We start from the raw sequence: 12,674 nt of genomic DNA, 5'->3' as shown, positions 1-12,674 counted from the left end.
CTTAAGATATTCAAAGTAAGAGGTGTTTTGATGACCAAGAACAATTTTATTCATCCAAAAAATATTAAAGAGGTTATTCTTGGAGACCATGAGTTATCAATTAATGAAGTAATTGCTGTTGCAAGATATGGTGCAAAAGTATCATTTACAGAAAACTATTATCTTAGAATAAATATGTCTCGTAATCTAATTGAAAAGTTTCTTGAAGAAGAAAGAGCGGTTTATGGTGTAACTACAGGATTTGGAAGTAATGTAACCGAAGTGATTTCAAAGGAAGATGCTCATACTCTTCAACGAAATATTGTCCGTTCTCATGCTGTTTCTGTTGGTGAACCACTTGAAAAAGAAGTGGTCAGAGCCATTCAATTAATGGTTTTAAATAATATAGGTCAAGGTTATTCAGGCGTTAGAATTGAAGTGTTAGAGCTAATAGCAGCCATACTTAATCATGATATATTGCCGTTTGTACCTGGAGAGGGATCTGTAGCATATTTATCACCTGAAGCTCATATGGCGCTAGTGTTAATGGGCGAGGGAAAAGCTTGGTATAAGAATGAGTTATTAAGCGGCCACGAAGCATTGGAGAGGGCTGGTCTAAAGCCAGTGACCTTCGAATGTAAAGAAGGACTAGCACTATTAAGTGGTACAACATCTGTAACAGCATTCGCTATACTCTCGATTTACAATGCAATTCAAGCCGTTAAAACAGCTGATGTCACTGGTGCTATGTCATTAGAAGCACTAAAGGGAACGATAAAAGCCTTAGATCCTCGTCTGCACTCGGTAAAAAAACATGTGGAGCAAGCAAAGACAGCTCAAATCGTTTCAAAAATTCTAGATGGAAGTGAGATTGCCGAACAGTATAAAGACTATCGATTACAAGATGCACTTAGTCTTAGATGTATACCGCAAGTTCATGGGGCAGTTAAGAAGGTATTTAAAAATGCATTGGAAAATATTCATAATGAAATGATGTCTTCAAGTGATAATCCGATTATATGGCCGGAGGAAGAAGACGGAATTGCATTAATGGGTGGCAATTTTGATGCTTCTTATGTGGGGATTGATGCGGACACTATTTGTATAGGTATGGCAAACTTAGCAAAAATAGCAGAACGTCGTATTGATCGATTAGTAAATTATCATGTAAGTGAGCTTCCTAGTTTCTTAGTTGTCAATCCTGGTTTAAATAGCGGCTATATGATTCCACAATATACTGCGGCAGGATTACTAAATGAAATAAGGGTTCTGTCGCATCCAGCAACGATTGATAATACATCTACATGTGCAAATCAAGAGGATGTTGTTAGCTTTGCTTATTTCGCTACAAAGAAAGCCTATCAGATTTCAAAAAAACTTGAACATATATTAGCAATCGAACTAATGGTTGCCACTCAAGCACTAGAATTCCATGATTCACTAAAACCGTCACCGGTAACGGCAAGTGTACATCAGCTAATTAGAAATCAAGTTCCAGCAGTTGAAGAGGATCGCTATTTTTATCATGATGTTGAAACAATTCGTAATCAAATTCATGATGGAGTCATTATTAATCTTGTTGAAGAGAAAATAGGCGCTATGGAATTATGAAAATTGTAAGGGAGCAGTTATACTCTAAGAGTACGACAGCTTCTTTTTTTATGGCTCAACCATTTTCGATACTTACTACCAAATGTTCAACTAAGAAAAATCATAGGCTAAAAAGGAGATATAAAGATGAATCGAAATGCTACTCAATCAGCTTTTTCAAATTTGTTACTCTCTGGTACGCTCGTCCATATAGGAACTTTTGATGAAGTTCAAAAAAGATGTGGCATTAATACTTATCCAAATGTTGTAATGGTGATTTCCATCGATCGCTATCCCGATTTAGCAATAGAAAACCCAAAGCAGTGGAAAAAAGAAATTGGCCATGAACTAATAAATCAAATTGATCAGACGATCGGAGTTTCTTATTTATGGAACTGGGTAGAAGAAGGTGTGCTTGCACTTCTAATTGAGCTAGATGATCAAGATCGTGAAATCGAGTTCAATAAAAAGATTTATAGAATGGCAGAAGAAATTCAAAATTCATTGGATAGGGTTCAGATTACAGTTTCAATTGGAATAGGTAAAAAATATAGTGATCCTTATTTGTTATACCACTCTTTTGAAGAGGCTAGAAAGTCAATGTCAGGTCGTTTTTTTCAAGGGAACAAACTGATATTTCATAGTGGGATTAAACCAGTGGAAGAAAATACACTAAGAGCACTCTCAACTGAGGATCGTATTGAATTATTAGCACTTGTACGAATTGGTGATGAAGAAGGTGTAGTCAATCAATTAAATAGTTTCCTTGAAAAGGTAGCAAATGCATGCCGATTAAATGAAGACGTATTTAAGACTGAAGTAGTCGATTTAATCATGTTAATTTCTAGGGTTGTAGTAGAGTCAGGCGTGAATGCAACACTCATCATGTCAAAAAACGCTCAAATGATTCAGGAACTATATCATATTATTCGCTATGATAAATTTGTAAAAAAGGTTTGCGAATATGCTTACTGGCTAACGGTTCAAATAGCCAATTCATTTAATAATCAGATGAGTCCTGTTATTCGTAAAGCCACTAAGTATATTCGAGAAAATCATCAAACTAGTATAACACTGGAAGAAATTGCTCAATATTGTTGTGTAAGTAAATATCATTTCAGTCACCTATTCAAAAAAGAAATTGGCACAAGTGTGATCGATTTTTTAAATAGAATAAGGATTGAAAAATCAATGTTTTATTTAGAAATGACTGATTTAACCATGCAAGAAATTGCTACACGAATTGGTTTTCAAGATTCGAATTACTTTAGTCGTATATTTAAAAAATACATAAAAAGTAGCCCTTCTGAATATAGGGCTACTAAATATCCACATTTAAATTTAGTGTTAGAAAATTAAAATTAGGATGCAGAGTTTAAGGTAAAGGAAAAGACTTTAATAGACTTTTTTTACCCTTAAGCCTGCCTTTCTAATCTTGTTGCATAAGGGTAAAGTGGATCTAATAATTGGAATTCATAAGTAATTCCATCAACTTTTCCTACTACCTTTTCACTGTCATAAAGCTCCAACATAAAACCGGCCATTTCTTTTGCAGTATGATATTTAGGTAGAACGCCTTCAAATTTAATGTTTTCCTCTAAATCATATGATACTTTTGCAAATTCTGTTTCAGTTGCAGCCGGTGCTAATACTTTTGCTTGCATTTTTGCACCTTTCTCTTTTAATTCATGAGCTAGTCCTTCAGTAAAGGCACTCACATAGAATTTAGTCGCACAATATGTGATGGCATTACCAATAATTGTATATCCTCCACCAGATGAAACATTGATAACTTGTGTACCTTCGACAGTTGAATAATCGCTTACGTATAGTGAGGTTAAAATCGTTAAAGCTTCAATATTCAAATTAAGCATAGTTTCAATCTTTGCTAAATTTTGTTCACCAACTGAAGCGAAATTACCAAAACCTGCATTATTAATCCAAGTTTCAATATCATATTCTTTAAGTCCTTCATATAAATTAAAAGCATTTTTAACAACAGATAAATCAGCTGTTTTTATGACTACATCAAGATCTGAATTCAATTTAGCGATTTCTGATTTTAATTTTTCAAGTTCTTCCGTTCTACGAGCAACGATGATTAGGTTTTTTCCACGTGCGGCAAACGCAAGAGCTGATTCATAACCAATTCCTGAGCTAGCACCTGTAATGACAGTATATTTTTTCATCTAAATTCCTCCCAATAATTTGGTTTATACTAAAATTAAATTAATTGTGTAACAGTTACGGATTCATTATACTGGTTAGAGTAAACTCTAAGTCAAACTGTTTTTATTTTTGACTTAAACTGGAGGTACTTATGTATTCAATTGGTGAAGTCGCTCAAATGTTAGGAATAAGCACACATACATTACGTTATTATGAAAAAGAACAGATCATTCTTCCAGATCGAAATGAAAATGGTGAAAGACTGTATTCTGAATCACATATTCAGTGGTTAAGATTTGTTCTAAAGCTAAAAGAAACACAAATGCCTGTTAATAAGATTAAAGAGTATGCACATTTATATACAGAAGGTGAGCACACATCTTTGGCTAGGTTGGATCTATTAGTTGAGCATAAACAGTCTATTGAGCAACAGCTAAAAACATTAGAAGAAACGAATAAAATGTTAGAGCAAAAAATCAATTTTTATAAAGAGACAATTCATAATAAAAACATTGTCCATAAATAAAACCTTATTGGGAAAATCCAATAAGGTTATTATTTTTATTCGACTCTTTCCTTTTTTCTAAGACCCGCGAATCCTAATAATCCAAGAAGCCCAAGCCATCCATAATTGAAATGATTATTATTGGTATTGTCAGTAGTATTTAACGTGTTAGTAACAGGAGTAGGCGTTACATTTACATTTCGTCGATAATAATTTCCATCATTATTTACTGGATTATTTACTCCATTATTATTGGTATTTAACATGTCATTTGTTGTATTTTTTATATTATTTTTAGTATTATAATACCCTTCTTTAACCGTATTTTTAGTATCATAATACCCTTCTTTAACTGTATTTTTCGTATTATTTACAACATGGTTTGGATCATTAAAATCATTGTTAAAATCTCTTTTGATATGTTTACCGTTATGATCATAGCTTGGTTCTAATTGTGTAGCATCAGGTCCAGGTGAAGCAGCATGAACATTGGCTGAAATTATAAACGATAATGATACAGTGCATAATGTAAGACAAATTTTATTCATCTTTAACCCTCCTTCTTTATGCATTAATATTTTGTGCATCTTCTAAAGGATTATATGTGGCAAAAAAGTCCATTAAATAAAGGCTCTTGTTTTAGAATTTGATGAATTGTACCAGAAATAACAAAGTGCAGTAATGATTAACAAATCAACAAAGTCGCCTCCATAATACATTAAGACCGCACCAAATTGAACATCATTAAGACCAAAACTGTCTAATGGATTTGAAAAAAGCAATTTCGATAAAATATCATGACCTGCTATTGCAAGAATCATAATTGATGAGCGAAACAAAAAACTGAATTTATGAGAAATCGGTTCAATGGCAATGATTGAGATGGTAAAAAGATAACCCGAAAAAAACAAATGGATATGTACAAAATTGAACAAAAAAGTACTCTTATGAATTAAATTAAATACAGTGGAGGTATACAGTAACCAAAGTCCTCCGATATTTAAAAGTAATGTACTAATAGGATGAGTTAATAGTTGAACAGGAGCGCTTCTTAAAAGACGTGACACACGCCTTGCATTTTGTGTATTTAATGATGTTAATAATAATGTAATCGGTCTTGATAAAGCGATAAAAAATGGAGCAAGCATACCAAGGAACAAATGCATAATCATATGGAAAACAAAAAGATGGTGACTAAGTTTTGCAATTGGTCCAATAACGGAAATTAATATACAAACAAAACCAATTACCCATAATATAGAGCGAAACTTTGGCCATGGCTTTTTTTTATGTTTCATCGCAGCAACTAAATATCCAACAATAAAAAGTAAAATTAATAAAATAATGAGTGAATCAAACGAATTGAAGTTATCTCTCAAATTGACCACCTTTATTTCGAGTTTTAAGAATTAGAATGCAACCTATTAATGTCATAATAGAAGCAGTGATATTCCAAGTTAAATCATAGGGCATAATATCGACGTTATATCTAATTTGATGAAGCTTCATCCATTTATGCTGAACTGTTCCATCATAAAGTTGAAACAAACCTGCTCCGAGTAATACTCCACCTACCCATCTTTTAATATAGAGTGATTTTTTTCTCCTTAAATTCGCAAGCATAAATAAAGAGCCAATTGTCGAAAACCAACTAAAGGCATGAAAAAGACCATCAGAGATAAGTCCTATACTTGTTGTAGATTTATCGTAAAAATGATGCCAATGAAGTAGTTGATGAAAAACTGCTTCGTCAAAAAATGCCACCAATCCAAGTCCAAATAAAATTCCAGACCATAAATTTAAATGTAAATAATTAGCTGAATTCTCTTGGGTAGTCATAAATACTCTTCCTTTCGAAAATGGTATATGTTTCATTTTGCCCCGAATTTTACCTATAAATCGTAATTAGTAAAAATTACAATTCAATCTAAAAAGATACTTGGGAATTATAAAGACTGGTGATTGTTTTTAGTTACACAAAACGCGGAGGTAATATGGATAAAAAACAAACGCGAAGTTTATGGGCGCTATCTACAGTACCTCTAGTAATGACTTTAGGTAATTCAATGTTAATTCCCGTTCTTCCAAAATTAGAACAACAATTAAATATATCTGGCCTTAAAGTTTCAATGATTATAACTGTGTATTCAGTTTTTGCAATCATTCTTATCCCTATAGCAGGTTATCTATCTGACTTATTTGGAAGAAAAAAAGTAATCATTCCAAGTTTAATTATTGCGGGAATTGGAGGGGCCTTAGCCGGCTTTGTTTGTTGGAAACTAGAAAATCCATACGCGTGGTTAATTGTTGGGAGAATCATTCAGGGGATTGGTTCTGCTGGGGCAATGCCTGTTGTTATTCCGTGTGTGGGAGACATGTTTAAAGATGAAAATGAAGTTAGTAAAGGATTAGGCTTAGTTGAGACATCGAATACTTTTGGAAAAGTACTAAGCCCAATACTCGGTTCTGCATTAGCAGCGGTTGTTTGGTATTTACCATTTTTATCAATACCATTCCTTTGCTTACTATCAATTATTTTAATTTTAATTTTTGTAAAACCTCCAAAACAACCTATGAGAGCAAAAAGAAAAGATAAAAGAAAGAAAAAGTTTAAACTGTTTATCAAATCAATTCGAAAAATATTTCGAAATAATGGAAAATGGCTTTATACGATATTTATTTTAGGTGCCATTATCATGTTTATTTTATTTGGTATGCTTTTTTATTTATCAAAAATATTAGAAAAGCGTTATCACATAATTGGAATATGGAAAGGTTGTGTGCTGGCAATCCCGCTTGCTGCATTATCCTACACTTCTTATAAAACAGGTAAAAAAATTGGAAATCAAAAAGGTGCCATGAAAAAATACATTGTCATCGGATTTATCTTAATAAGTCTTTCATTTATAATGCCGATTATCAACAAGAATATCTATATGATTATCACGAGTTTATTGATCAGCGGGATTGGAATCGGAATGTCATTACCGAGCTTAGATGCATTAATCACAGAGGGGATTGAGAAGGAACAAAGAGGGACTATTACTTCTCTTTATAGTTCTTTACGCTTTGTAGGGGTAGCCGCAGGACCTCCTGCTTTTGCCTATTTAATGAGTAAACCAGATAATTATATGTTGTATTGTTCTATAATTTTAGCAGTGCTTGGTCTTATTTTGTCAATCAAATATATTAAGCCTAACCAAGATACAGAAACCGCTAAATCTAATTAAAACAAGTCTGAAAAGAGGAGTTATAAGAATTAATTAATAAGACAAGCTAGGCCAACCAGGATCTGATGAGACACTTTTGGGAGAAATATTTGAAAGTAAAACAGCAAGTAGAAATGGTAGAGATTTAAACGTAACTGAACCTCCAAAGGTATTCCTGTTCGAGAAACTCCTGATATGCCGAATGATTTAAATAATTAAATTTAAAAAAACTCCTTACAATAGTATGGAGTTTTAATTTTACCTATCATTACTAGCAAACCAACCAACACTATATTTTATTCTGACGGAGATAACTAATAAAGCAAATTGAATTAAACCCTTTCATTTAACAAAAGCTATTCGTAAAAAATAATAAAGGTAGTGAATAGATGCATACAGTTTGGAAAGGGACAATCAGTATGGGATTAGTTACAATCCCTGTAAAATTGTTTTCAGCAGTTGAGGATAAGGATATAAAGTTTCGTCAATATCATAAGGATTGTAAAACACCGATCAACTATAAAAAGGTAGCTAGTTGTGACGATGAAGTTACTCCCGAAGAAATTATTAAAGTATTTGAAACACCAAATGGTAGAGTTGTCGAAATAACTGAAGAGGAAATGAATAAATTAAAAGAAGAATTTGAACTGAAAACTGTATCAATCATTGATTTTGTCAAACTTTCAGAAATTGATCCAGTTTATTTTGATCGAACATATTATATTGGCCCCGATTCTGGTGGAACAAAGGCATATGCTTTACTTTCGGAAATATTGAAGAAAAGTAAGAAAATCGGTCTTGCAAAAATTACAATTCGTAGTAAACAGCGTTTGGCTGCTATTCGTCCATATAAAAACGCGATTATTCTTGAAACATTACATTTTCCTGATGAGATTAGAGCAATTGAAAATCTACCTGGTGGTGTTCCTGAAAAGGCTGGGTTGGCGGAGCGTGAATTACAGGCTGGTATGATGCTAGTTGAACAATTAACGACAGAGTTTAATCCAGAAAACTATACTGATACATACCGTACAGCTTTAGAACAATTAATTACGGAAAAAGTTAATAAAAATGATTATATCGCTACAGGGCAGGAGAAACCGGCCGAACAAAAAAATGTGGTTGATTTAATGTCTGCATTACAAGCTAGTATCGATCGAACAAAAGGACAAGCAACACCTCCGAAAAAGCCTAAAACAAAAGCACCTAAAAAAGCAACGAGTTAAATAGGAGGTAGTAATGAAGCTAAATCCAATTTTTCCTTTTGAGCCTATTTCTTCAGATATTGTACCAATTGGTCCTGAGTGGATTTCGCAAATTAAATGGGACGGTGTTAGAATCCTTACCTATTTTGATGGGAAAGAAGTTAAATTATTTAACCGCAAATTAAATGATCGTACAAATATTTTTCCAGAGCTAACAAATATAAAATCCTATACGAATGCTCAATCAATCATTTTAGACGGGGAGGTCATTGCTCTCGATCAAAATGGCAATCCATCGTTTCATGAGGTAATGCGAAGGGATGGGATCAGGCGCATGGATCGGGTTGATTCAGCTATAGAAGCTGTGCCTATTTTCTATATGATTTTTGATATTCTCTTTTACAATGGAGAATGGGTTACTCAATTACCTCTACAACAGCGGCAAAATTTATTAATAGAAGCGGTTCAACCTAGTACGCAAATTCAATTAGTTCCAAATAATACGGACGGAGTTGCTTTATTTGAGGTTGCGAAACAACATAATTTAGAAGGGATCGTATGTAAAAATTTAAATAGCAAATATTTGATCAATGGAAAGCACAATGCGTGGCAAAAAGTAAAAAATTATAAAGACACTATTGCTGTAATCGGTGGGGTAACGTATCGCTCTGGAATAGTTAATTCTATTTTAGTAGGACTTTATGACGAAGAGAATCAACTCGTGTTTATTGGACATGTTGGAACAGGGAAATTAACGAAATCAGAATGGAAAGACCTTACTACAGTCATTAATACGATAAAAATAGAAAAAAATCCATTCAGTAGCCAACCGAAAAGAATAAAAGAAATTCAATGGATTCAACCATTGTTAACTGTTAAAGTTCAATTCATTGAATGGACTGAAGGTCATTCATTAAGACAACCAAGTATCCAAGCGTTTGTCGAAAAAGATCCTAAAGAATGTACTCTGATAGATTAGGGGATTATGATATGAATCACTTTTTTCATAAACGCAATAAAATTTATACCGGCTTTTTCTTTATTTTAGGTTTTAATTTAAAAGAGGAAACCTTTCTAGTGGGACTTAAAAAAGAAAATGATATTTTGCAAATGGGGTCCTTCTCAAATGGACTTAGCGAGGACGAGAAGGAAATTTTGATTAAAGCAATCGAAGCAAATAAAAAAAGCAAAAAAGGTAATATAAAATTTGTTGAGCCTGGAATCTGTATAGAACTTGAGTTTCAGAGCATAGAAAATAACCAATTAACAAATGCAAAATTTAGATCTTTTCAATTACAGCATGCATGGAATGAATGTACTTGGGATGGCTTACTATTGGGTAATCTTAATTTAGAGGAAGAATTAACACTTACTAGTCCAGAAAAAGTAATATGGAAGGATCCCTATATAAATAAAGAGAGCTTTGTTTCGTATTTAGCTCAAATATCCACTTATATGCTTCCATTTCTAAAAAATCGTTTATTAACAACGATTCGTTTTCCGAATGGAATAGACGGTGAATCTTTTTTTCAAAAAAACCGACCAGATTATGCTCCGAATTTTATTAAAACTGAAGAACATGAGGGGAATAATTTTATTATTTGTAATGATGTATCAACATTGCTATGGTTAGGAAATCAATTAGCTATTGAATACCATATCCCTTTTCAAACATATGAGGCAAAAAACCCGATTGAAATCGTATTCGATTTGGATCCACCTAATACAGAGGCGTTTTCTTTAGCAATAAAAGCTGCATTAGAAATGAAATTAATTTTTGATTCTTTTCAAATAAAAAGTTATCCAAAGGTGTCTGGAAGCAAAGGAATTCAAATTCATATTCCAATTAAAGAAAATTCTCTTACTTATGATGAAACAAGAGTATTTACATCTTTTATTGCACATTATTTAATTGAAAAATTTCCAGATGATTTTACGATTGAAAGATTTAAAAAAAATCGCGGGAATCGTCTTTATATTGATTATGTACAGCATGCAAAAGGAAAAACCATTATTTCTCCGTACTCTACAAGGGGAAAGGAAAAACCAACTGTTGCAACGCCACTACTTTGGGATGAGGTAAATGATCAATTAAAAATCGAGACTTTTACAATCCCGTTTGTTCTAAATCGGTTAGAAAATAGTTCTTGTCCAATGAACGACTATTTTGATCAAGAAAACGATTCTTTGATCGATTTAATTTCTAAAATTAAAGAAAACGGATTAAATTAAAAACTCCCTAATTATAATTAAAAGGGAGTTTTCCTAATTCTATATTTCAATGATTATTGGTAAAATCATCGGTTTTCTCTTCGTTTTCGTAAATAAAAATTGTCCAAGAGACTTTTTAATATTTTGCTTCATAACTCCCCATTGGAGTTTGTTTTCATCAAGTAATTCATTTATAGATGACGTGACGATTTGATTTACTTCCTTTAATAAACTTTCAGAGTCACGTGCATAGACAAATCCTCTTGAAATGGTATCAGGGCCTGAGATAATCTTTCTTTCCATTTTATTAATGGTGATGACGATTACAAGCATACCATCTTCGGCAAGCTGTTTTCGATCTCTAAGGACAATATTACCGACATCTCCAATGCCCATTCCATCAACGTAAATATTTCCTGCTGGGATTCTTCGGCTTTGAATTGCTTCTGATTGTAGAATATCGACAACATCACCGTTTTTAATAATAAAAATATTATTTCGTTTGACACCAACAGATTCAGCAAGAGAACGATGATGGTGTAGCATTCTGTACTCACCATGAATCGGAATAAAATATTTTGGCTTCATTAATGTAAGCATGAGCTTAAGTTCCTCTTGATAAGCATGACCAGAAACATGCATTCCGGTCGAGCTTCCAGAACCATAAATGACATTTGCTCCAAGATTGTAAAAATTATCGATAATTCGAGAAACGCTGCGCTCATTACCAGGAATTGGTGAAGCAGCTAAAATCACAGTATCACCAGGATAAATGTCAACGCCTCTAAAGCTGGAGTTAGCTAGACGAGCAAGAGCAGCAAGGGGTTCTCCTTGACTACCTGTGCATAAAATTGTAATTGATTCTGGTGCAAAATTATTAATTTCATCAGTATCAATCAACATCCCCTCTGGAATTGATAAGTAACCTTGTTCCATCGCAACTTGAACAACATTAACCATGCTTCTTCCAAGTAGAGCTATCTTTCGATTTGTGATAATGGAAGCATCAACGATTTGTTGTACTCGATGTACATTAGAAGCAAATGTTGAAATAATAACTCTACGTTTTGCTTTCATAAAAGCATCTACAATATGCTCTCCAACAATCCGTTCGGAAGGGGTCGAGCCAGGTCGTTCAGCGTTTGTACTCTCTGATAAAAGTAATAAAACACCTTTACTACCTATTTCGGCCATTTTATGAATATCTGGATATTGATTGTTAACAGGAGTTAAATCGAATTTAAAATCCCCGGTATGTACTACAGTTCCTTCAGGCGTTTCAAATACGATGCCTAAGCAATCAGGAATACTATGATTTGTTTTAAAAAATGAAATTGAAAAATGTTCAAATTTAATAATCGAATCAGAGTCTATTAAAATTAGTTCAGTTTCTCCTAATAATCCGTGCTCTTTTAATTTAAGCTCAATTAATCCAAGCGTTAATCTCGATGCATAGACTGGAATGTTCAATTGCTTCAAAAGATAAGGGATTCCACCAATATGATCTTCATGACCGTGCGTAACAAATAAACCTTTAATCTTTTCTTGATTTTCCTTTAGATATGTAATATCTGGAATGATTAAATCAACTCCTAATAAACTTTCATCTGGAAACTTCGAACCACAGTCTATTAGAATGATTTCTTTTAAAAATTGAATAGCATACATATTTTTTCCAATTTCATTAATTCCACCTAAGGCAAAGACTGATAGCATACTTTTTGTTGGACTCAAAATCCTATACCTCCTAGTACATTGAAAAGTATAAACATTTTCCTTTTAGAAATTGCCATATTTTTCTTAGTA

The 12,674-nt window shown here is 33.0% G+C and carries 12 protein-coding genes; 7 read left to right on the top strand and 5 right to left on the bottom strand.

The genetic code is table 11. The features are described from left to right. The first annotated feature begins 30 nt into the window (after positions 1-30). Positions 31-1,590, top strand: a complete 1,560-nt coding sequence (gene hutH, locus ACFVR2_RS21615; RefSeq protein ID WP_387366620.1) for a histidine ammonia-lyase — start codon at positions 31-33, stop codon at positions 1,588-1,590. A 126-nt stretch (positions 1,591-1,716) separates the two neighbouring features. Then, positions 1,717-2,928: a helix-turn-helix domain-containing protein gene (locus ACFVR2_RS21610; RefSeq protein WP_387366617.1), complete on the top strand. Its 1,212-nt coding sequence runs from the start codon at positions 1,717-1,719 to the stop codon at positions 2,926-2,928. A 56-nt stretch (positions 2,929-2,984) separates the two neighbouring features. On the opposite strand, the gene ACFVR2_RS21605 is transcribed toward ACFVR2_RS21610, so the two are convergent. Continuing rightward, the gene (locus tag ACFVR2_RS21605) at positions 2,985-3,758 is read right to left on the bottom strand and encodes an SDR family NAD(P)-dependent oxidoreductase (protein ID WP_387366614.1); all 774 of its coding nucleotides are present in this window, start codon (positions 3,756-3,758) and stop codon (positions 2,985-2,987) included. 131 nt (positions 3,759-3,889) lie between these two features. Here ACFVR2_RS21605 and ACFVR2_RS21600 point away from each other — a divergent pair, with 131 nt between their 5' ends. After that, positions 3,890-4,264: a MerR family transcriptional regulator gene (locus ACFVR2_RS21600; RefSeq protein ID WP_387366611.1), complete on the top strand. Its 375-nt coding sequence runs from the start codon at positions 3,890-3,892 to the stop codon at positions 4,262-4,264. Between the two features lie 35 nt (positions 4,265-4,299). On the opposite strand, the gene ACFVR2_RS21595 is transcribed toward ACFVR2_RS21600, so the two are convergent. The 3 genes from ACFVR2_RS21595 to ACFVR2_RS21585 all read right to left on the bottom strand — a co-directional run bounded on the left by ACFVR2_RS21595 (position 4,300) and on the right by ACFVR2_RS21585 (position 6,082). After that, positions 4,300-4,791, bottom strand: a complete 492-nt coding sequence (locus tag ACFVR2_RS21595; protein WP_387366608.1) for a WGxxGxxG family protein — start codon at positions 4,789-4,791, stop codon at positions 4,300-4,302. A gap of 72 nt (positions 4,792-4,863) precedes the next feature. After that, positions 4,864-5,622 (bottom strand): cytochrome c oxidase assembly protein, encoded by a 759-nt coding sequence (locus tag ACFVR2_RS21590; RefSeq protein WP_387366605.1) that lies wholly within the window; start codon positions 5,620-5,622, stop codon positions 4,864-4,866. After that, entirely contained in the window at positions 5,612-6,082 is a 471-nt protein-coding gene (locus tag ACFVR2_RS21585) for a DUF2243 domain-containing protein (protein ID WP_387366602.1), read from the bottom strand. The genes ACFVR2_RS21590 and ACFVR2_RS21585 overlap by 11 nt, the downstream gene beginning before the upstream one ends. A gap of 155 nt (positions 6,083-6,237) precedes the next feature. On the opposite strand from ACFVR2_RS21585, the gene ACFVR2_RS21580 reads away from it, so the two are divergent. The 4 genes from ACFVR2_RS21580 (at position 6,238) to ligD (ACFVR2_RS21565) (ending at position 10,889) form a co-directional block, all read left to right on the top strand. Then, on the top strand, positions 6,238-7,473 hold the full coding sequence (locus ACFVR2_RS21580; RefSeq protein WP_387366599.1) for an MFS transporter: 1,236 nt from the start codon (positions 6,238-6,240) through the stop codon (positions 7,471-7,473). A gap of 368 nt (positions 7,474-7,841) precedes the next feature. Beyond that, positions 7,842-8,678, top strand: a complete 837-nt coding sequence (gene ku, locus ACFVR2_RS21575; RefSeq protein WP_387366596.1) for a non-homologous end joining protein Ku — start codon at positions 7,842-7,844, stop codon at positions 8,676-8,678. Between the two features lie 13 nt (positions 8,679-8,691). Then, positions 8,692-9,636: a non-homologous end-joining DNA ligase gene (gene ligD / locus ACFVR2_RS21570; protein ID WP_387366593.1), complete on the top strand. Its 945-nt coding sequence runs from the start codon at positions 8,692-8,694 to the stop codon at positions 9,634-9,636. An 11-nt stretch (positions 9,637-9,647) separates the two neighbouring features. Further along, a complete protein-coding gene (gene ligD / locus ACFVR2_RS21565) occupies positions 9,648-10,889 on the top strand; it encodes a DNA ligase D (RefSeq protein WP_387366590.1) in 1,242 nt (413 codons plus the stop codon). Positions 10,890-10,928: 39 nt separating this feature from the next. On the opposite strand, the gene ACFVR2_RS21560 is transcribed toward ligD (ACFVR2_RS21565), so the two are convergent. Next, a complete protein-coding gene (locus tag ACFVR2_RS21560) occupies positions 10,929-12,602 on the bottom strand; it encodes a ribonuclease J (RefSeq protein WP_387366587.1) in 1,674 nt (557 codons plus the stop codon). Positions 12,603-12,674: the final 72 nt, after the last annotated feature.

The organism is Gottfriedia sp. NPDC057991 (assembly GCF_042886615.1).
Lineage (GTDB): Bacteria > Bacillota > Bacilli > Bacillales > Bacillaceae_G > Gottfriedia.
Note: the sequence above shows the minus strand (reverse complement) of the source record. Positions and strands in the feature narration are given on the sequence as shown.

Excerpts from the sequence above, each read along its gene's own strand:
- hutH (WP_387366620.1), top strand. The coding sequence starts at position 31 with ATGACCAAGAACAATTTTATTCATCCAAAAAATATTAAAGAGGTTATT.
- ACFVR2_RS21610 (WP_387366617.1), top strand. The coding sequence starts at position 1,717 with ATGAATCGAAATGCTACTCAATCAGCTTTTTCAAATTTGTTACTCTCT.
- ACFVR2_RS21605 (WP_387366614.1), bottom strand. The coding sequence starts at position 3,758 with ATGAAAAAATATACTGTCATTACAGGTGCTAGCTCAGGAATTGGTTAT.
- ACFVR2_RS21600 (WP_387366611.1), top strand. The coding sequence starts at position 3,890 with ATGTATTCAATTGGTGAAGTCGCTCAAATGTTAGGAATAAGCACACAT.
- ACFVR2_RS21595 (WP_387366608.1), bottom strand. The coding sequence starts at position 4,791 with ATGAATAAAATTTGTCTTACATTATGCACTGTATCATTATCGTTTATA.
- ACFVR2_RS21585 (WP_387366602.1), bottom strand. The coding sequence starts at position 6,082 with ATGACTACCCAAGAGAATTCAGCTAATTATTTACATTTAAATTTATGG.
- ACFVR2_RS21580 (WP_387366599.1), top strand. The coding sequence starts at position 6,238 with ATGGATAAAAAACAAACGCGAAGTTTATGGGCGCTATCTACAGTACCT.
- ku (WP_387366596.1), top strand. The coding sequence starts at position 7,842 with ATGCATACAGTTTGGAAAGGGACAATCAGTATGGGATTAGTTACAATC.
- ligD (WP_387366593.1), top strand. The coding sequence starts at position 8,692 with ATGAAGCTAAATCCAATTTTTCCTTTTGAGCCTATTTCTTCAGATATT.
- ligD (WP_387366590.1), top strand. The coding sequence starts at position 9,648 with ATGAATCACTTTTTTCATAAACGCAATAAAATTTATACCGGCTTTTTC.